Consider the following 18,733-nt stretch of genomic DNA (forward strand, 5'->3'; position numbering starts at 1 on the left):
GTTCGACACCGACAGCCCACGCCGTATCCCCGGGCCGGATGAGCGTCCCGGGCCGGAAGAAAGGAACGCGCGTGCGTTCGTCGTTCGTGCCGCACAGACGCACACCGGCCACGGCCCCGGCGGAAGCCTCCCGGGCGGGCCACACGATCGTGGTCGCGCCCACCGGGGCCGAGAACGCCGACGACAGCGGCCCCGGCACCACGGGTCGGCCACTGGCGACCCTGTGGGAGGCACGGCGGCGGGCACGCGAGGCGGCTGCCGAGGGCGACCGCGACGTCGTCGTCCTGCTCCTGGACGGGATCCACCGGCTGCTCTCACCGCTGCGCCTCGACGCCGCCGACTCCGGGCGCGACGGGCACACCGTGACCTGGAAGGCGGCGCGCGGGGCCAGACCCGTACTGAGCGGCGCCCGGCCCGTCACCGGCTGGGAACCCGACGACGCCGCCACGGGCGTCTACCGGGCCCGAGTCGGCACCGGATTCGACACCCGGCAGCTCTACGTCGACGGAGTTCCCGCGCGACGCGCGCGGATCAGGCTGGCACCCGGCGACATCACGCCGACCGCGACCGGTTTCACCATCGACAACCCCGATCTCGCCTACCTGGCCACCCTGCCCGACCAGGGACGCATCGAACTGCAGGCGATGTTGACGTTCACCAACCGGTTCGCGCCGCTGCGGAGCGTCTCCGGATCGACGGTCGTCATGCAACAGCCGGCCTGGGACAACAACACCTACGGCTACGACACCGTCCAGGCTCCGTTCCGCACCCCGACGTTCTTCCTGCTCAACTCCAGGAGTTTCCTGACCGAGCCCGGCGAGTGGTATCTGGACCCGGCGTCGGGGACGCTCTACTACAAACCGCTCCCGGGGCAGGACATCTCGCGCGCGCGGGTGGAGCTACCGCGGTTGGAATCGCTGCTCCAGGTCGGCGGTACCTACGACGAGCCCGCCCGCAACCTGCGATTCGAGGGCCTCACCTTCACCGGCACCACGTGGCTGCACCCCGGTTCGTCCGACGGATACGCCAACCAGCAGACCGGCGTGTTCATCAGCGGCGTCCAGCCCCGTCGACCGGCCGACGCGTTCACCTCGTGCTCCGTCGGCTGCACAGGGCTTGAGGCGTCTCGTAACGACTGGGCGCAGGCGCCCGCGGCGGTGCAGGTGTCGGCGGCGGACGACATCGGATTCCTCGACAGCACCTTTGTCAACCTCGGTTCCGTCGGGCTCGGCATCGGCAACGACGCGGGCGCCCATGCCACCGGCGTGGGGCTGGGCGCACACCGGGTCTCGGTCGTGGGGAGCACGTTCACCGCGAGTTCCGGCGGCGGGATCGTGGTCGGCGGCGTGCGCCCCGACGCGCACCATCCGTCCGATCCCCGTATGGTCAACAGCGACATCGTGCTCAGCGACAACCGCGTCTACGCGACCGCGCTCGAATACCTGGACCAGGCCGCGATTCTCGCCACCTACGTCACGCGGCTGACCATCGAGCACAACCACGTCTCCGACATGCCCTACATAGGCATCGGCGTCGGTTACGGCTGGGGCGCCAACGACGCGGGAGGCAGCCCCGACTACGTCGATCGCGGGCTTTACGACTTCCAGCCGATCCACGACACGCCGACGACTCTGAGCGACGTCCACGTCGTGGGCAACCACGTGCGCGACGTCGTGCGGACGATGTACGCGGCCGGCTGCATCTACACGCTCTCGGCGATACCCCGCAGCCGCGTCGAGGAGAACTTCTGCGAGAACAGCGGTCAGTTCGGCCTGTACTTCGACGAGGGTGCCCGGTACCTGAGTGTGCGCCGCAACGTGTTCGTCGACACCGCGGAGCAGTGGGCGCACGCCAACAACGGCGTCGGCAACCACACCGGCGACCTCACCCTGACCGGGAACTACACCACCAACCCCGCCATCACCGGCATCGCCGACGGCGGCCGCGGCAACGTCGTCCGCGGGAACGTCGTCGTCACCGGTGGCAACCTCCCGATCGAGGCCAGCCGGGTGATCTACGAGGCGGGTCCCGCCGGGCCGTACCGCGGCGCCCCCGACCCGCGGCGCCCCCCGGCCGGCGCCTTCCTCTCGGCCGATCCGGTCACCGTGGGTGCCGGTGATTCGACCCTCGTCACCGTCACGGTGAAGAACCTGGGCGAGCGTCCGGCCACCGGCCTGGCCGTCTCGGTCGCCGCCCCCCGGGGCTGGAGGGCCGAACGCGCCGGCGAACCGGTGAGGGACGTGCTCGCCCCCGGCGCCTCGGCCGCCGAGACCTGGAAGGTCACGGCGCCCGAGTCGTTCGCGCCCCCGTTCGACCGCGCGCGGGTCAGGGCGTCGGTGACCTTCCGGGCCGACGAAGCCGAGTACGCCCTGGACAGGTCGCTCACGCTGAGCGTGCCCGCCCCATCGCGAGGAGACGAAACGCCGGCCTGACGTCGCCGGGCCGGACCGATCCGGGGTTCGGCGGCCCACCGTTGACGGGCCCGGGTTCGGTGAACCTCGGGCCCGAGGTGAGGTCTTTCCGGCCGGGGCCACGCGCGGGCGCCCCCGCCCGCACAGGGCGCCCGCGTGGCCGCTCAGGGGTGGAGCGGCTCGATGTTCAACACTCCGGAGCGGAAGACCGCCACGTCGACCTGGGCGCCGTGGAAACCCGCCTCGCGTACGGCGGGAACCAGGCCCGGCAGGCCGGAGGCCCGGGGCAACAGGTCGGCGTCCAGCTCCACCCGCGCCCGGTCGCCGAGGTCGCGCACCCGCAGGTCGGTGACCGTCAGGCCGGCTCCGGCCAGCAGGCGGCGCACCGCCCGCTCGGCCGTCTCGACGCGGTGCAGCCTGGCCGGCGTCACCTCCACCCCGTAGGCCACCCGGCTGGCCAGGCAGGGCGCGGCCGGCTTGTCCCAGACGGTCAGGTCCCACGCCTTGCCGGCCCGCCGTACCTCGGCCTTGGTCAGGCCGGCGTCCCGCAGCGGGGCGAGCACCCCGCGCTCGTCGGCGGCCCTGATCCCCGGCCGGAACGGGTCGGCGGCGTCGTCGGCGTTGGTGCCGGTGGCGACGTGCGCGAAGCCGTGATCGGCCGCCACCCGGCCGATCACGTCGAGCACCTCCGACTTGCAGAAGTAGCAGCGGTCGCGGCCGTTCGCCCGGTAGCCGGGGTTCGCCGTCTCGGCGGTGCCGGGCAGCAGGTGCCGCACGCCGAGCGAGAGCGCGAACCGCCGTGCCGCGTCGAGTTCCTCGGCCGCGAGGCTGTCGGAGACCGCCGTCACCGCCAGGACCCGGCCGGCCCCGACCGAGCGGACCGCCGCCGCCAGCACCAGCGCGGAGTCGACCCCGCCGGAGAAGGCGACGGCGAGCGAGGGCAGGGCCGCCAGCCGGTCGAGCAGTGCGGTGATCTTGGCGTCGAGGGCCGTCATCGTGTTCCTTTCCGCGTGGAGACCCCCGCCTTGAGGTGCGGTGCGGAGGTCAACCTGGGCTCTCGTGCGTGGGGGGCCGCTCGTGGGTCAGCCGCAGCGCCCTGGCGGCCGTCTCGCGCAGGGACAGGCCGAGGGCGGCCGAGGCCGCGGCCACGTCGTCGTGTTCGGGTTTGGCCGAGTGGGGTCCGTGCTTGACCCGTACGCGATGGCCCTCCAGGTCGACCTCGGTGATGTGCCGGGGCAGGGCCGTGCGCTCGACCGCGACCTCGCGCACACCGAGCGCGCCGGTCTCGGCGAGGATCAGTTCGCGCAGGGCGGGGACGGCGGGACGGCGGCACAGTAGGTGCAGTACGTGCGCCGGTCGTCCCTTCTTCATCGTGGCCGGGGTGGCCCAGGCGTCCAGGGCGCCGGCGTCGAGGGCTCGCGCGATCGTGTGCCCGAGCACCTCGCCGGTGACGTCGTCCAGGTTGGTCTCCAGGACGACGAGGGGTTCGGTGCCGGCGTCGCGGGCGGGCTCGGCGACGGTGACGGCGACAACATTGGGGCGGTCGGGGAGCTCCCTGGTACCCGCGCCGTAGCCGGTCGCCACCGGGGTCATCGCCGGCGGCGGGGTGTATCGCGCTCGCATGGCGCGCAGCAGCGCCGCCCCCGTGGGGGTCACGGTCTCGCCCGGCAGGTCGCTGCCGGTCACCAGCGCCCCTCGCAGCAGGGCGGCGGTCGCGGGGGCCGGTACGGGCAGTACGCCGTGGCGGGTGGTCACCGTACCGGTGCCCAGCGGGATCGGGGCGCAGTGCACGGCACCGACGCCGAGCAGGTGCAGCGCGGCGGCCACGCCGACGATGTCCACGAGCGCGTCGTGGCCGCCCAGCTCGTGCAGGTGCACCTGGCCGGGGTCGGTGCCGTGGATACGGCCCTCCGCCTCCGCGATCGCCCGCAGCGCGTCGACGGCGAGGGCGGCGACCGGTTCGGGCCGGGCGGCCCCGGCCATCGCGATCAGCTCGGCGGCCCGCCGCTCGGTCGCCGTGTCGGTGACCGCGACTCGTACCCGGGTCACCGCCAGGCCGTGGCTGAGTGCCCGCTCGGCCGTCAGCTCCCAGCCGGTGAGGCCGGTCGATCCCACCGCCGCGCGGATGCCCTCCAGCGGTGCCCCGGCGTCGATGAGCGCCGCCAGCAGCATGTCCCCGGCGAGCCCCGTGAACGGGTTGACCCAGCAGATCACGGCCGTCCTCCGGGCCGCGCCGCCTCCGCGCCGGCCGGGGTGGGCGGGGGTGGTGAGAGGGTGCGGCGGGTGGCGGTGTGGGCGAGGCGGTGGGCCGCCATGGCGGCGCCGAAGCCGGAGTCGATGTTGACCACGGTGAGGCCGGCGGCGCACGAGGACAGCATCGCCAGCAGGGCGGTGACGCCCTCCAAGGCCGCGCCGTACCCGACGGAGGTGGGCACGGCGATCACCGGCGCCGCCACGAGACCTCCGACGGCGCTGGCCAGCGCGCCCTCCATGCCCGCCACGACGATCACCGCGTCGGCCGCGCGGAGCCGCTCGGTCTCGGCCAGCAGCCGGTGGATTCCCGCGACGCCCACGTCGCGGATCACGGTGACGGCGAGCCCGAGCGCCCGGGCCACGGCCGCGGCCTCGGCCGCCACCGGACCGTCGGAGGTGCCCGCCGTGACGACCGCGACCGCGAAGGGTCCACTCGCGGCCGGCCGCCATGCCAGCAGCCGCGCCGCCTGGTCGTAGGACCCGCCGGGCACGGCCGCGAGGACGCTCTGGGCGTCGGCCTCCTCGACCCGGGTGGCCAGCACCGGGCCGGTGTTGCGGGCGAGCAGGGCGGACGCGATGGCGGCGATCTCCCCGGCGGTCTTGCCGGGCCCGTAGACGACCTCCGGCGCCCCCTGGCGGGCCTCCCGGTCCACGTCGACCCTGGCGAACCCCAGGTCCACCACGCGTTCGCTCACGCCCGGCCACCGGACAGGTACGGGATGGTCTGCGGCCCCTCCGGCAGCACGCACACGCGGGCGCCGGGGCCGGCGGCGGCCAGCGCCTCGTTCACCGTGGCCGCGATGTCGTCGGTCTGTTCCAGGTGGGCGGTCGCCAGGTCGGCGTCGCCGAGGTAGGAGGTGTGCATCACCACCCGGGCGCCGGCCTGGATGCGCGCCTGGATCTGCACCTGCCACTGGTCGGGGACGGTCACCGGCCTGGCGGCGATCGCGTCGAGCAGCGCCTGCGGGGAGGGCTCGGAGGCGAGCACCTCGCGGTAGGAGCCGTGGTCGGGGAAGCCGTCGCGGCACTCGGCCGCGCAGACGATCACGCCGCCCGGCCTGACCACCTGGAACGCCGCCGACATGCCCTTGACCGCCTGGTAGAGGTTCTGGTCGAGGGGGTAGCCGGAGTTGGTGGTGACCACCACGTCGAAGGGCGCCTCGACCTCTCGCATCGCGACCCGGCGGGCGGCCGCGGTGGCGGCGGCGTGCATGGGCAGGATGTCGCCGCCGAACGCCGCCGCGATGTCCTTGTCCCGGTTGAGGATCACGTCGAGGGCGAAGGTCACCCCGGTGGCCTCGGCGATCGCCCGCACGTCGTCGTGCACGGGATTGCCCTCGATCACCCCCCAGGTGGCCCGGGGGTCGCCGATGCGCGCGGCGTCGTGCAGGGTGAGGACGGTCTCCAGCGCGGCCAGGCCGGGGGCGACGAGTTTGGGGCCGCCGGAGAAGCCCGCGAAGAAGTGTGGTTCCACGAAACCGGTGGTGATCCGCACATCGGCCTCGACCCAGGCGGTGTTCAGCCATACCGGTACGTCCTTGCCGAAGCGGCCGAGGTAGGTGAGCGAGCCCGGGTCGCGGGCGTCGTGGTTGACGATCCGCACGGAGTCCACGACCGCGTCGCCGAACATCGCGCGCAGTTCGGCCTCGGTGTTGCCGCGATGGGTGCCGGTCGCGACGAGGATGGTCACGTCGTCGAGGTCGACGACGCCGTCGAGTTCGTCGAGGATCGCCGGGATCATCAGGTGCCGCGGCTGGGGGCGGGTGCCGTCGCAGGCCGAGATGGCGACGGTCTGTCCGGGCCGTACCCTCTCGCGCAGCGGCGGCCCGGACACCGGGTCGCGCAGGGCCGCCCGCAGCACGCCCATCTGGTCGGGCGCGGCCTCGTGGTGTACGGGGGTGACCACCGTGGTGGCCGTGTCCGGCAGCTCGACCGTGAGGCCGGTCTCCCCGTAGGCCAGGCGTATCTTCACCGTGTCTCCCTCGTCTCCCTCTCCCCCGAGTCTCCCCCGAGATCCTGCCAGAGCCCGTCGGCGAGGCCGGTGCCGGGCGGGGTCTGATCACCGTCGGCCTCGCTCGGGGAGTTCTCGACGTCTTCGAGCACCGAGCGGATCCACGTCTCGGTCGTGCCGATGTGCATCAGCGCCGCCGCCTGGGCGAGCGTCGCGTCGCCGGCGGCGAGGGCGTTGTAGATCGCCTCGTGCTCGGCGATGGTCTTGTGCGAGCTGCCGGCCTCGACCGTGCCGCGCCACACCCGCATCCGCAGGGTGTGGCCGGAGATCCCGTCGAGCAGGGTGGAGAGCGTCTCGTTGCCTGTCGCCCGCACCACGGCGCGGTGGAAGGCGGCGTCGTGGTGGATCAGCTTCTCCACGTCGTCGCTCGCCTCGCGCATCGCGGCCAGGTGCTCGCCGATCTCGGCGAGCTGGGCGGCGGAGATCCTGGACGCGGCCAGTGCGGTCGCCGCGGGCTCCAGCATTCGCCGCACCTGGACGATCTCCAGCAGGGTGTCGTCGCGCAGCAACTCGACGGCGAGTCCCAGCCCTTCCAGCAGCAGCCTCGGCTCCAGGCTGGTGACGTAGGTGCCGTCGCCGCGCCGCACGTCGAGCACCCTGGCCACGACGAGTGCCTTGACCGCCTCGCGCAACGGGTTGCGGGAGACGCCGAGGTGGGCGGCGAGCTGGTGTTCTGGGGGGAGCCGCGACCCAGGGGGCAGCTCCCCCGACTGGACGAGCGCCCGGATGCGGGAGATCGCCTCGTCGGTCAGGGACACGGCCTCGACCTCCGGTTGTGGAGTCGCACGATCGATACGCGGGTCACCGCCGGAACATAACAGACATCCCATGTCCGCGCGAGAGCCCGACTCGCCGGGGAGTAAACATGGGCTGTATGGCGCGCGATAAAGACGCTAAATATCCGACTTCTGTGCAACTTTCATAGTATTTCGTCGGAGGGTCTAGACACATCACGTCAGGAGGATTACAAAGACATCCCATGTCCATGTGGTGAAGATCTCTTCATCTTCCGGAAACATCCACTGGAGGTAGACCTTCGTGCGCACGCATCACCGGAGTGGGACCCTGTGACGGAGCTGATCACCGCGGTCGAGGCCCACGACATCCGCTTCCCCACCTCTCGGCACCTCGACGGTTCCGACGCCATGAACCCCGAGCCCGACTACTCCGCCGCCTACGTGATCGTGCGGACCGACGGCGGGCAGGAGGGGCACGCGCTCGCCTTCACCGTCGGACGCGGCAACGAGATCGCCGTCGCCTCCGTGGAGTCGCTGGCGCCACTGGTCACCGGACGGCCGGTCTCCGAGGTGCTCGGCGATCTCGGCGGGGTGTCGCGCCGGCTCACCGGCGACAGCCAGCTGCGCTGGCTCGGCCCGGAGAAGGGCGTCATCCACATGGCGGCCGGGGCCGTGCTCAACGCTCTGTGGGACCTTCGGGCGCGCAGGGAGGGCAAGCCGCTGTGGCGGCTGCTGGCGGAACTGTCCCCCGAGGAGATCGTCGACGTCGTCGACTTCCGCTACCTGGAGGACGCGCTCACCCGCGAGGAGGCGCTGGCCATCCTGCGCGCCGCCGAGCCCGGCCGCGCCGAGCGCCAGGCGCACCTGCTCGCCGAGGGCTACCCGGCCTACACCACCACTCCGGGCTGGCTCGGCTACACCGACGACAAGCTGGTCCGGCTGTCCAAGGAGGCGGTCGCCGACGGGTTCGGCCTGATCAAGCTGAAGGTCGGCGCCGACCCCGCCGAGGACGTCCGGCGCGTACGGCTGGCCCGCGAGGCGGTCGGCCCCGACGTGCGCATCGCCGTGGACGCCAACCAGGCGTGGAACGTCGGCCAGGCGATCGAGCGCATGGCCGCCCTCGCCGAGTTCGACCTGTACTGGATCGAGGAGCCCACCTCCCCCGACGACGTGCTCGGCCACGCCGCCATCCGGGAGCGGGTCGCGCCCGTCAAGGTCGCCACCGGCGAGCACGGCCACAACCGGGTGATGTTCAAGCAGTTCCTGCAGGCGGGCGCGATCGACATCCTGCAGCTCGACGCGGCCAGGGTCGCCGGGGTCAACGAGAACATCGCCATCCTGCTGCTCGCCGCCAAGTTCGGGGTGCCGGTGTGCCCGCACGCGGGCGGCGTCGGCCTGTGCGAGATGGTCCAGCACCTGTCGATGTTCGACTACGTAGCCGTCAGCGGCGCCATCGGGGACCGCGTCATCGAGTACATCGACCACCTCCACGAGCACTTCACCGACCCGGTGGTGATCAAAGAGGGCCGATACGTCGTCCCCGTCAAGCCGGGCGGGGGCGCCGAGATGCGTCCGGCCTCCCGCGCCGAGTACGCCTACCCGCACGGCCCCCAGTGGGCGGCCGACGCCACGGGGACGGCGTAATGGGTGCCTTCGACTTTTTCACGGCTTCGGCCACCGGCACCGACCTGGTCGCGGACGACATGGACGAACTCCGGCCGCGACCCAGCACAGGAAAGGAACAACCATGAGACGAGGACTCGCTCTGGGAACGGCCATCGCCCTCGCGGCCGGCCTGACCGGCGCGTGCGGGGGCGACGCGGGCACCGGCACGACAGCGGCCGCCCCGGGAGAGAGCAAGCCGGTCGTCGGGGTGGACTACCCTCGCTCCGACACCGACTTCTGGAACTCCTTCATCAAGTACGTCCCCCAGTTCGGCGCCGAGAACGGCCTCGACCTGAAGACCTCCAACTCGCAGAACGACATCGCCAAGCTCACCTCCAACGTGCAGAGCCTCGTCAGCCAGGGCGTCAAGGGCCTGGTGCTCGCGCCGCAGGACACCGCGGCCGTGGCCCCCACCCTCCAGCAGCTCACCGCCAAGAAGATCCCCGTCGTCATGGTCGACACCCGCCCCGAGCAGGGTGACGCCTACATGGTGGTGCGTGCCGACAACCGGGCGTACGGGGAGAAGGCGTGCAAGTTCCTCGGCGAGAAGCTGTCGGGCAAGGGCAAGGTCGTGATGCTCCAGGGCGACCTCGCCTCCATCAACGGCCGCGACCGCACCGAGGCGTTCAACGACTGCATGAAGGCCGACTACCCCGGCATCACGGTGTTCGGTGAGGCCACCAACTGGGACGGCGCCATCGCCTCGCAGAAGCTCCAGACGCAGCTCACCGCCAACCCCGACATCAGGGGCGTCTACATGCAGTCGAGCTTCGCCCTGGCGGGCACCCTCCAGCTGCTCAAGCAGCGCAACCTGCTCGTCCCCCCGAGCGACCCCAAGCACGTCTTCGTCGTCTCCAACGACGGCATCCCCCAGGAGCTGAAGGAGATCGCCGCCGGCAACATCGACGCGACCGTCTCACAGCCGGCCGACCAGTACGCCAAGTACGCGCTGGAGTACACCAAGGCCGCAATCGAGGGCAAGACCTTCCAGCCCGGCCCGACCGACCACGACAGCAACATCATCCAGGTGCGCCCCGGCCTGCTGGAGGACCAGCTGTCGGCACCCCTGGTCACCGCCGACGGCGGCACCTACGGAGACGTCCCGAGCGTCAAGTCGGACGACTCCTCGCTATGGGGCAACAACCTTGGCGGCTGACCAGACGACCACACCCCTCGTCGAGGCGGTGGGCGTCACCAAGAGGTACGGCGAGACCGTCGCGCTCGACCGTGCCGGGATCCGGATCATGCCCGGCCGGACCCACGCGCTGGTCGGCCGCAACGGGGCCGGGAAGTCCACCCTGGTCTCGATCCTCACCGGACTCCAGCCCCCCGACGAGGGCGAGGTACGGTTCGGCGGCGAACCCGCCCCGCGCCTCGCCGACCGTGACGCCTGGCGGCAGCGGGTGGCCTGCGTCTACCAGAAGTCCACGATCATCCCCGAGCTGACCGTGGCGGAGAACCTCTACCTGAACCGTCATGACCTGAACAGGTTCGGGCTGGTCCGCTGGGACGCGCTGCGGCGTAAGGCGGCCACGCTGCTCGCCACCTGGTCGGTGGACGTCGACGTGCGCCTGCCGGCCGGCGAGCTGGACGTCGAGCAGCGGCAGTTCGTGGAGATCGCCCGTGCGCTGTCCTTCGGCGCCCGGTTCATCATTCTGGACGAACCGACCGCCCAGCTCGACGCCGCCGCCATCGCCCGGTTGTTCACCCGTATCCGCGCCCTGCAGGAACAGGGGGTGACCTTCCTGTTCATCAGCCACCACCTGCAGGAGATCTACGAGATCTGCGACACGGTCACGGTCTTCCGCGACGCCCGGCACATCCTGACCACCACGGTGGCCGACCTGACGCACACCGAACTGGTGGCGGCGATGGCGGGAGAGGCGACCGGCCTGACCACGGCAGCGCCCAGGGCGGCCGTGCCCGCCGACGCCGGTGTCGCGCTCGACGTGCACGACCTGTCCTACGGCGACGCCTACCGGGAGATCGACTTCCAGGTCCGGGCCGGCGAGATCGTCGGCCTGGCCGGCGCGGCCGGCAGCGGCCGGACCGAACTGGCCGAGACCGTCGCCGGGCTGCGCGCGGCCGATTCGGGCACGATCGAGATCGCCGGACGTCGTCCCCGTCCCGGCAGCGTGCCCGACGCGCTCGCCGCGGGCGTCGGCTTCGTCCCCCGTGACCGGCATCACCAGGGGTTCGTCGCGATGATGTCGATCGCCGACAACGCCACCATGACCGTCCCCGAACAGCTCGGCGAGGCCGGTCTGATCAGCGGCAGGCGGCGCGACCGGCTCGCCAGGGTCCTGATCGACAACTTGGCGATCAAGACGCCCGGCCCCGACCTGCCCGTGATGGGCCTGTCGGGCGGCAACCAGCAGAAGGTCGTGATGGCCAGGGCGCTCGCCTCCGACCCCCGGGTGCTCGTGCTGATCACCCCTACCGCGGGGGTGGACGTGAAGTCCAAGGAGTTCCTGCTCGGCAAGGTCGAGGAGACCGCCGAGAAAGGGAGCGGTGTGGTGATCGCCTCCGACGAACTCGACGACCTGCGGCTGTGCGACCGGCTGCTGGTGATGTTCCAGGGCCGTCTCGTCGCGGAGATGGCCTCCGGATGGCACGACCACGACGTGGTGGCGGCCATGGAAGGAGTCCGGCTCGATGCCCTCGACGCCTGAGAAAACCCGCACGCCCGCACCGGAGAGCGCCGCCCCCCAGCGGGAACGCCCCCGGGTGCGGCTCGCCAGGCTGCGCGACCTCGCGCTGATCCCCGCGATCATCGTGATCGCCGTTGTCGGCCAGATCGTTCACCCGATCTTCCTGCAGGGCGACAACCTGATCAACATCCTGCAGACCATGTCGGAGATCTCGCTGCTGGTCATGGCGCAGACACTCGTCCTGGTCGCCGGCAAGATGGACCTCTCGCTGGAGTCGACGTTCGGTCTCGCGCCGGGCGTGGCCGCCTGGCTCACCGTCGCGGTCGGCTCGGGCGCCGGGCTCGGCGTGCTGTCGGGCGCCTGGTCGATCCCGATCACCCTCGCCGTCGGTGTGCTGATCGGCGCGATCAACGCCCTGCTCATCGTGCGGTTCGGGCTCAACGGCTTCATCGTCACCCTCGGCATGCTGATCGTGCTGCGCGGCCTGCTCACCGGCATCTCCGGCGGCCAGACCTTCTTCAACCTGCCGCCGTCGATGCTCTACCTCGGCTCGGCCCTGTGGTTCGGGGTGCCCGCCTCGATCTGGCTGTGCCTGCTGTTGTTCGCCGTCGGCATCGTGCTGCTCGGCTTCACCCGCTACGGCCGCGCCCTGTACGCCCTCGGCGGGAACGTGGACGCGGCCAAGGCGGCCGGCATCCGCACCGACCGGGTGCTGTGGACCGCCCTGGTGGGCGCCAGCCTGCTCGCCGCGCTCGGAGGCCTGCTGCTGTCGGGGCGCCTCGCCTCGGTGGCCGCCGCGCAGGGCGACGGCGCCATCTTCACCGTGTTCGCCGCGGCCGTGATCGGCGGCGTCAGCCTCAACGGCGGCAAGGGCACGATGTTCGGCGCCTTCACCGGCATCCTCCTGCTCTACATGATCCAGAACGTCCTCACCCTGGCCGGCGTGCCGGCCCAGTGGATCCAGGCTCTCAACGGCGCCATCATCCTCATCGCCCTCATCCTCTCCCGTCTCACGGGAGGCAAAGTCCAGGACTAGCTCGTCTCAGGTACCTCTTTCACGTTCCTCCGCCACGGCGCCCTCCCGGGCGCCACACCCCCTACCGATTGGAACGAAATGTCCGAGCACCCCCTGACACGCAGACGACTGATGCAGATCGGAACGGTCGGAGCAGGCTCCATGCTGTTACCGATGCCGTGGACGGCGGCCGCCCAAGCCGCCTCGGCCCCGCCCCCGGCGGTGGTCGCCGCGAACGACATGGCGCTCTGGTACAACCAGAGCGCCGGCACCGACTGGCTCCGCGCGCTCCCGATCGGCAACGGGCGCCTGGGCGCGATGGTGTTCGGCAACGTCGACGTCGAGCGTCTGCAGCTCAACGAGGACACCATCTGGGCCGGTGGCCCCTACGACCAGAGCAACACCAGAGGCGCGGCGGCGCTGGCGCAGATCAGGCAGCTGGTCTTCCAGAACCAGTGGAGCCAGGCGCAGACCCTGATCGACCAGAACATGCTGGGCAGCCCCGCGGGTCAGCTCGCCTACCAGCTCGCCGGCAACCTGCGGCTCACCTTCGGCAACACGAGCGGGGTCTCCGAGTACAACCGCTACCTGGACCTGACCACGGCCACCACCATGGTGTCGTACCTGAAAGGCGGCATCCGCTACCAGCGCGAGACGTTCGCGAGCGCACCCGACCAGGTCATCGCCCTGCGCCTCACCGCCGACAGGCCCGGCTCGATCACGTTCTCCGCGACGTTCGACAGCCCTCAGCGCACGACGCGCACCAGCCCGGACGGCACGTCCGTGGGGCTCGACGGCATCTCGGGCAACATGGAGGGCAAGACCGGCGCGGTCCGGTTCCTCGGGCTGGCCCGCGCCGTCGCCGAAGGCGGCACCGTCACCAGCAGCGGCGGCACGCTGCAGGTGACCGGGGCCAACAGCGTGACGGTGCTGATCTCCATCGGCACCAGCTACGTCAACTACCAGAACGTCGGCGGCGACTACCAGGGCATCGCACGGCGGCACCTCGACGCGGCCGTCCCCAGGTCCTACAGCGACCTGCGCAGCCGGCACGTCGCCGACTACCAGCGGCTGTTCTCGCGCACGACGCTCGACCTCGGCCGCACCTCGGCGGCCGACCAGCCGACCGACGTGCGGATCTCGCAGCACGCGAACACCAACGACCCGCAGCTGTCGGCCCTGCTGTTCCAGTTCGGCCGATATCTGCTGATCTCCTCCTCGCGTCCGGGCACCCAGCCGGCCAACCTGCAGGGCATCTGGAACGACTCGCTGAGCCCGTCATGGGATTCCAAGTACACCATCAACGCCAACCTGCCGATGAACTACTGGCCGGCCGACAGCACGAACCTGTCGGAGTGCTACGAGCCGGTGTTCAAGATGATCAACGACCTCACGGTCACCGGCGCCCGCACGGCCCGGGTGCAGTACAACGCCGGCGGCTGGGTGACCCACCACAACACCGACGGGTGGCGGGGCGCGTCGGTGGTCGACGGCGCGTTCTGGGGCATGTGGCAGACCGGCGGCGCGTGGCTGGCCACCATGATCTGGGACCACTACAACTTCACCGGCGACGTCGACTTCCTGCGGGAGTACTACCCGGCGATGAAGGGGGCCGCCCAGTTCTTCCTCGACACCCTCGTGGAGGAGCCGGCCCTCAGGTATCTGGTCACCAACCCGTCGAACTCCCCGGAACTGGCCCACCACTCGGGCGTCAGCGTGTGCGCGGGCCCCACGATGGACAACCAGATCCTGCGTGACCTGTTCGACGGCTGTGCCAAGGCGAGCCAGGTGCTGGGCGTCGACGCCGACTTCCGTACGCGGGTCCTGGCGACCAGGGACCGGCTCCCTCCGATGAAGGTCGGCTCGCGCGGCAACATCCAGGAGTGGCTGTACGACTGGGTCGAGACCGAGCCCAACCACCGGCACGTCTCCCACCTGTACGGCCTGCACCCCAGCAACCAGATCACCAAGCGCGGCACCCCTTCCCTGTACACCGCCGCGCGGCGGACCCTCGAACTGCGCGGTGACGACGGGACCGGCTGGTCGCTCGCCTGGAAGATCAACTACTGGGCGCGGATGGAGGAGGGCAACCGGGCGCAGAACCTGATCCGCCTGCTGGTGACGCCGGCCAGGCTCGCGCCGAACATGTTCGACCTGCACCCGCCGTTCCAGATCGACGGCAACTTCGGCGCCACCTCCGGCATCGCCGAGATGCTGCTGCAGAGCCACAACGGCGAGCTGCACGTGCTGCCGGCACTGCCCTCGGCCTGGCCGAGCGGGAAGGTGCAGGGGCTTCGGGGGCGCGGCGGCTACACCGTGGACATCACCTGGGCCTCCGGCCTGGCCGGCGAGATCCTCGTCAAGTTCGACCGCGACGGCACGGTGAACGTGCGCAGCCAGTCGCTCACCGGGACCTACCAGGTGGTCGACACCGCGACCAACGGTGCCGTCACCGTCACCAGCCCGGAGGCCGGCGTCATCAGGCTGACCGGCCAGGCCGGTCGCACCTACCGGGTGACGGCGTCAGGCACGCCGCAGCAGCCGACGGGCTATGTGCGGATCACCAACGGCACCACCGGCCTGGCACTGGACAGCGGCGGCAACGTCGCCTCCGGATCGAACCTCAAGCAGTGGAACGCCTCCGACGGCAGCACCAACCTGCAGTGGCAGCTGGTCGACCTGGGCGGCGGCTGGTACCGCATCGTCAACCGCACCAACGGCATGGTCATCGACAGCTGGGGCAACACCGCCAACGGCGCCAACGCCAGACAGGCCGCCTGGAGCGGTGGCAACAACCAGCAGTGGCGTCTCAACAGCGTGGGCAACGGCCGCCAGCAGATCATCAACCGCGGCACCAACACCGCCCTCGACGGCATGGGCAACAGCACCGCCGGCTCCACCGTGGCCATGTGGGCCCCCAACAACAGCACCAACAACCAGTGGACCATCACGAACGTGTGACGGTCGCCGGCCTGATTCCCGTGCGCTTCGCCGCGACCGTCCGCCGGTCGCGGCGAAGCCCGCCCCGGTGCGCGCCGAAGGATCCGGCCGGAACGCCGCCGAGCCCGGAGAGTCGCGACGCGACTCCGATCGGCCCGGCCACCGTGACCGGCGCCTTCCCTTGAGCCCTTCGCCTGCGGACCCGGCAAGCAACGAGTAGATCTTTCTGCGCCGTATGCCAAATGTAACCCTCGGACGGCTACAGTTCCCGCGTGCGTTTCATCCCTTTTGTCATGATTTCTGCCACCCTCGCGACGATCACCGCCTCCCCGGCACAGGCGATCATGAATGGTTCGCCCGACCTGACCGTTCACCCGCAGGTGGGAGCGATCATCGGCGACACGCCCAACGATGACGGCACATGGTCCTACTGCACCGGCACGCTCATCTCGCCGACCGTCTTCCTCACCGCCGCCCACTGCGCGGAACCGGGGCAGAAGACCGCCCAGGTCTCCTTCTCCAGCCGCTACCGGCCGGGAGACAAGATCTACACCGGTCGCTACGTCCGCGACTCGCGCTACAGGGACGAGTCCGATCTTCATGACATGGCCGTCGTCCTCTTCGACGCGGCGATCCCCGGCATCACGCCCGCCAGGTTGCCCACCGAGGGCCTGCTCGACCGCCTTAAGGCCGACAAGACCCTCAAGACGGCGAGATTCACCCCGGTCGGGTACGGCGCCATGGCCTCGGTCAAGGTCAAGCACAGGACGCGGCTGACCTATACCGACACCCGCCACCAGGCGTCCATCTCCTTCGAGGCTCTCACCCGCGACTGGCTCAAACTGTCGCTGGACCCCTCCAAGGGCGACGGCAGCACCTGCTTCGGCGACTCGGGCGGCCCGAACTTCCTGGGGGGACCCACCTCGGACCTGCTCGTGGCCACGACCATCAGCGGGGAGGACGAGGCGTGCAAGAAGATCAACTACGACTACCGTCTGGACACCCCGGCGGCCCGGAGTTTCCTCAAGAGGTTTGTCACACTCCCCTGAACGGCTGACCGCCTCTCCGGGCGGACCTTCGCCGCACGACAAGGACCCGCCCTCTCACCGGACGACCCCGTGCCGCACGGGGTCGTCCCACCCGCCGACCTCGTCGCCCCGCCCGCACTCGGCAGGCAGTTCATACCGCGGCGTCCGATTGCTGAATTATTCATCTTGACCGGCATGAAAGATGCACGCGCTTTTGATGATTGACGCTCTGGCCGCCCTTGGCCTGCGACCACATAATTGATTTACACCAGGAACGATTATGTCGACGCCAAGGGGAGTGAAAATTGTCGGCCAAGACCATGCTTCTCCTGTCGACAGGCGTTCGTATTCGCCCACGATCCACGGACGGCTGCTGAGCGCCAACAGCGGTTGGCCCGGCCGCACGCCATTGAGACGGTTGTGCCAGAAACAGCCACTCGGGTCATCGGTCGTCACCAGAACATCCGGGCTTAAATCGACGCCGAGAATAGCTTAATCCGTGCCAGGAGACAGGAGAAAGAAACCATGGACTCTCAGGTTAAGAAGCCACCACCACTGCTTCTGTTGTGCCTCGCCCAGTTCATGCTGACGCTCGATTTCGCGATCGTGAACGTCGCTCTGCCATGGATCAAGACCGACCTGTCCTTCACCTCCGGCGCCCTGCCCTGGGTCGTCGGAGCGTACGCGCTGTTCTACGGCGGCTTCCTGCTGCTCGGCGGGCGCGTGGGCGACATCATCGGCCGCAAGCGCATGTTCGTGTGGGGCCTCGCGATCTTCACGATCGCCTCCCTGGTGGGCGGCTTCGCGACCTCCTCCGTCGTGCTCATCGTCGCCCGTGCCCTGCAGGGCTTCTCGGCCGCGGCGGTGGCTCCGGCCGTGCTGGCGATGATCGGTGCGGGCTTCCCCGAGGGGGAGGCGCGGGCCAAGGCCATGGGCGTGTTCGGCGCCGTGTCCTCGGTGGGCTTCGCCGGTGGCGTGCTCGCCGGCGGCGTGCTGACCGAGATCTTCGGCTGGCGTGCCGTCATGTTCATCAACGTCCCGGTCGGCATCGTGATGGTCGTGCGCGCCGCGATCCGCCTCGACGACGACAGCGTGTCGAGGCGCTCCTCGCGCATCGACGTCCCCGGCGCCATCCTGGTGACCGCGAGCATGTGCTCGATCGCCTACGCCCTCACGATCGCCTCCGACGAGGGCTGGGGCAGCGCCGGTGTGCTGACCCCGCTGATCGCGGGAGCCGCGCTGCTCGTCGTGTTCCTGTTCGTGCAGACCCGCGTGTCCGCCCCGCTGGTGCCGCTCTCGATCTTCCGTAACCGCGGGGTGACGGGCGGCAACCTGGTCGCGTTCCTGTCGGGTGGCGTCATGTCCATCTCGACGTTCTTCATCACGCTCTACATGCAGCAGGTCCTGGGCTTCTCGGCCATCCTCACCGGGCTCGCGTTCTTCCCGCAGGCCCTCGTGGTCGTGCTGGCGTCGCTGCCGGTGGCGAAGACGACCGCGCGGATCGGGGCCCGTCCGGTGCTGGTCGTCGGCGCCCTCTTCCTGGTCGTCGGCTCGCTGGTGCTGGCGCTCGCGCCCGCCAACGGCTCGTTCCTGCTGAACGTGCTGCCCGGAGGCGTCCTGCTCGGCGTCGGTGTGACGGTCATGATGATCAGCACCGCGGTGGCGGCCACGTCCGGTGTGGCCGGTGCCCAGATGGGCCTCGCGTCGGGTCTCTACAACTCGAACCGCCAGCTCGGGGTCGGGCTGTGCCTCGGCGTCGCGGTGGCGGTGGCCTCGCTCGTCGGTGGGACGGGACAGGGCATCACCATCGACGGGATCCAGACGGCGTTCTGGCTCTCCACCGCGCTCTCCGTGGTGATCGTGATCATCTCCGCGACCGTTCTTCCGGCGGTACGCAAGCCGGCTCCCGCCGCTCCTGCGGCTTCCGTCCCGGAGGCCAGGTCCGCCTCCGTGGCCGGCGCCTAGTCTTCGGCGGGTCTTCAGCGGGCCTTCACGGAGAGAGGGCCGGTCCCGGCACACACC

General features: G+C 70.7%; 13 protein-coding genes. 8 read left to right on the plus strand and 5 right to left on the minus strand.

All coding sequences use genetic code 11. The features are described from left to right. Nucleotides 1-71: 71 nt before the first annotated feature. Nucleotides 72-2,432 (plus strand): NEW3 domain-containing protein, encoded by a 2,361-nt coding sequence (locus tag ABZ664_RS19920; protein WP_362511498.1) that lies wholly within the window; start codon nucleotides 72-74, stop codon nucleotides 2,430-2,432. Between the two features lie 143 nt (nucleotides 2,433-2,575). Here the strand turns inward: ABZ664_RS19920 and larE are convergent, their stop codons facing one another. From larE to ABZ664_RS19945, 5 genes are read right to left on the minus strand one after another with little or no spacing between them, the layout of a single operon-like run. Continuing rightward, on the minus strand, nucleotides 2,576-3,406 hold the full coding sequence (larE, locus tag ABZ664_RS19925; protein ID WP_362511501.1) for an ATP-dependent sacrificial sulfur transferase LarE: 831 nt from the start codon (nucleotides 3,404-3,406) through the stop codon (nucleotides 2,576-2,578). A 49-nt stretch (nucleotides 3,407-3,455) separates the two neighbouring features. Then, on the minus strand, nucleotides 3,456-4,625 hold the full coding sequence (gene larC, locus ABZ664_RS19930; RefSeq protein ID WP_362511504.1) for a nickel pincer cofactor biosynthesis protein LarC: 1,170 nt from the start codon (nucleotides 4,623-4,625) through the stop codon (nucleotides 3,456-3,458). Further along, the gene (gene larB / locus ABZ664_RS19935) at nucleotides 4,622-5,359 is read right to left on the minus strand and encodes a nickel pincer cofactor biosynthesis protein LarB (RefSeq protein ID WP_362511508.1); all 738 of its coding nucleotides are present in this window, start codon (nucleotides 5,357-5,359) and stop codon (nucleotides 4,622-4,624) included. Before larB ends, larC begins: the two co-directional genes overlap by 4 nt. Next, nucleotides 5,356-6,636, minus strand: a complete 1,281-nt coding sequence (gene larA, locus ABZ664_RS19940; RefSeq protein WP_362511511.1) for a nickel-dependent lactate racemase — start codon at nucleotides 6,634-6,636, stop codon at nucleotides 5,356-5,358. The genes larB and larA overlap by 4 nt, the downstream gene beginning before the upstream one ends. After that, nucleotides 6,633-7,433 (minus strand): FadR/GntR family transcriptional regulator, encoded by an 801-nt coding sequence (locus ABZ664_RS19945; protein ID WP_362511514.1) that lies wholly within the window; start codon nucleotides 7,431-7,433, stop codon nucleotides 6,633-6,635. The genes larA and ABZ664_RS19945 overlap by 4 nt, the downstream gene beginning before the upstream one ends. Before the next feature lie 309 nt (nucleotides 7,434-7,742). Between ABZ664_RS19945 and ABZ664_RS19950 the strand changes: the two genes are divergently transcribed. From ABZ664_RS19950 to ABZ664_RS19980, 7 genes are all read left to right on the plus strand, one after another. Continuing rightward, the gene (locus ABZ664_RS19950; protein WP_362511517.1) at nucleotides 7,743-9,056 is read left to right on the plus strand and encodes an enolase C-terminal domain-like protein; all 1,314 of its coding nucleotides are present in this window, start codon (nucleotides 7,743-7,745) and stop codon (nucleotides 9,054-9,056) included. A gap of 103 nt (nucleotides 9,057-9,159) precedes the next feature. After that, nucleotides 9,160-10,233 carry a sugar ABC transporter substrate-binding protein gene (locus tag ABZ664_RS19955; protein ID WP_362511520.1) on the plus strand — a complete coding sequence of 358 codons (1,074 nt, stop codon included), beginning with the start codon at nucleotides 9,160-9,162 and terminating at the stop codon, nucleotides 10,231-10,233. Beyond that, nucleotides 10,223-11,749 (plus strand): sugar ABC transporter ATP-binding protein, encoded by a 1,527-nt coding sequence (locus ABZ664_RS19960; RefSeq protein ID WP_362511523.1) that lies wholly within the window; start codon nucleotides 10,223-10,225, stop codon nucleotides 11,747-11,749. Before ABZ664_RS19955 ends, ABZ664_RS19960 begins: the two co-directional genes overlap by 11 nt. Continuing rightward, a complete protein-coding gene (locus tag ABZ664_RS19965) occupies nucleotides 11,733-12,764 on the plus strand; it encodes an ABC transporter permease (protein ID WP_350946317.1) in 1,032 nt (343 codons plus the stop codon). Before ABZ664_RS19960 ends, ABZ664_RS19965 begins: the two co-directional genes overlap by 17 nt. A gap of 153 nt (nucleotides 12,765-12,917) precedes the next feature. Beyond that, the gene (locus ABZ664_RS19970) at nucleotides 12,918-15,704 is read left to right on the plus strand and encodes a glycoside hydrolase N-terminal domain-containing protein (protein ID WP_362511527.1); all 2,787 of its coding nucleotides are present in this window, start codon (nucleotides 12,918-12,920) and stop codon (nucleotides 15,702-15,704) included. A 272-nt stretch (nucleotides 15,705-15,976) separates the two neighbouring features. Continuing rightward, entirely contained in the window at nucleotides 15,977-16,732 is a 756-nt protein-coding gene (locus ABZ664_RS19975; protein WP_362511530.1) for a trypsin-like serine protease, read from the plus strand. Between the two features lie 504 nt (nucleotides 16,733-17,236). Then, the gene (locus ABZ664_RS19980; protein ID WP_362511533.1) at nucleotides 17,237-18,676 is read left to right on the plus strand and encodes an MFS transporter; all 1,440 of its coding nucleotides are present in this window, start codon (nucleotides 17,237-17,239) and stop codon (nucleotides 18,674-18,676) included. Nucleotides 18,677-18,733 lie beyond the last annotated feature (57 nt).

Source organism: Streptosporangium sp. NPDC006930, assembly GCF_040635605.1.
Taxonomy (GTDB): domain Bacteria; phylum Actinomycetota; class Actinomycetes; order Streptosporangiales; family Streptosporangiaceae; genus Streptosporangium.

Excerpts from the sequence above, each read along its gene's own strand:
- larE (WP_362511501.1), bottom strand. The coding sequence starts at position 3,406 with ATGACGGCCCTCGACGCCAAGATCACCGCACTGCTCGACCGGCTGGCG.
- ABZ664_RS19955 (WP_362511520.1), top strand. The coding sequence starts at position 9,160 with ATGAGACGAGGACTCGCTCTGGGAACGGCCATCGCCCTCGCGGCCGGC.
- ABZ664_RS19980 (WP_362511533.1), top strand. The coding sequence starts at position 17,237 with ATGGACTCTCAGGTTAAGAAGCCACCACCACTGCTTCTGTTGTGCCTC.
- ABZ664_RS19970 (WP_362511527.1), top strand. The coding sequence starts at position 12,918 with ATGCCGTGGACGGCGGCCGCCCAAGCCGCCTCGGCCCCGCCCCCGGCG.
- ABZ664_RS19975 (WP_362511530.1), top strand. The coding sequence starts at position 15,977 with ATGATTTCTGCCACCCTCGCGACGATCACCGCCTCCCCGGCACAGGCG.
- ABZ664_RS19965 (WP_350946317.1), top strand. The coding sequence starts at position 11,733 with ATGCCCTCGACGCCTGAGAAAACCCGCACGCCCGCACCGGAGAGCGCC.